The organism is Vibrio sp. 10N.261.55.A7 (assembly GCF_002877365.1).
Classification (GTDB): Bacteria; Pseudomonadota; Gammaproteobacteria; order Enterobacterales; family Vibrionaceae; genus Vibrio.
Genome location: NZ_MCWZ01000244.1, coordinates 1 through 900, shown reverse-complemented (window position 1 = coordinate 900; position 900 = coordinate 1). Strand labels below are relative to the sequence as shown.

Sequence of the window (900 nt, the reverse complement as noted above, 5' to 3'; positions counted from 1 at the left end):
CGGTACAAGCGTTAATTTCCTATCATTATCGAAGTCTATTTTTTCAATGATATAGATTTTGTCTTCTGCATCTACAAGAAAGATTTGATAGTCACTTTTATTTTTAATGGCGACGTGGTGCTCATTTTCTGAGAGGTAAAACATACCGTTGGTAAAGCGCTTAACTTCAACAAGTTTTTTTGACATTCCTTGGTCGGGTGAATAACTAATATCGTACCCAAATGTATCACTTCTTAATGAACTGTGATCCACATATTTCTCTCCATACTTAGCGACTAAAGAGTGATAAACAATTTCTTCCGCTGTTTGCCCTGAAAGGCGTTTACTCTTCTCTCTAGCGGAAGAAAACTTTTTCCCTACTCCTTTGCTTCCCTTTTTCATAACTTTATTAAGAGCTGAAGTAACTGAAGGCTTATCCGGAATTGTAGATATTTTAATGTCGTCACGATAAGCTCCCTCGATTGACTCCTGCTCAATAGACGCATCTATATAACTGGTTATTGTGTCCAGGTAGCAATCAAAATAAAGCAAGCTACTAATATTATTTGGAAGATCAGAGTGATTAATTTTTAACGTAGTTATATTTTTTTGAAAGCATTTATCTGGATCGTTTATTCTATTTTCATTAATAGGGTGTAACGTTATAGAAAAATCATTATCCACTTTGTTTCTAACCAGTGCCGAGTGTGTAACATCGATTAGCTCTGTATTTTCGTTAGCAATTTCTTGGGCCCAGTTTTCTAATTGATCATATTTGTGAAGATTATTTAAAAATAATTTTGCTGTTTCTATATCTTTGTTTTCAGATATTTGTTCCCATAAAATATATTTGAATTCTTTGAATGAAATCTTAATGGCAGTAGTGAGTTTTTGATAATGCCAGTCAGCTAGTAATAATTC

1 protein-coding gene is annotated in these 900 nt (G+C 33.3%); it reads right to left on the bottom strand.

Going from position 1 to position 900, the window contains the following annotated elements; translation table 11 throughout:
* The coding region (locus BCU12_RS11290; protein ID WP_133153871.1) for a DUF3883 domain-containing protein at positions 1 to 900 on the bottom strand (900 nt) is incomplete at both ends.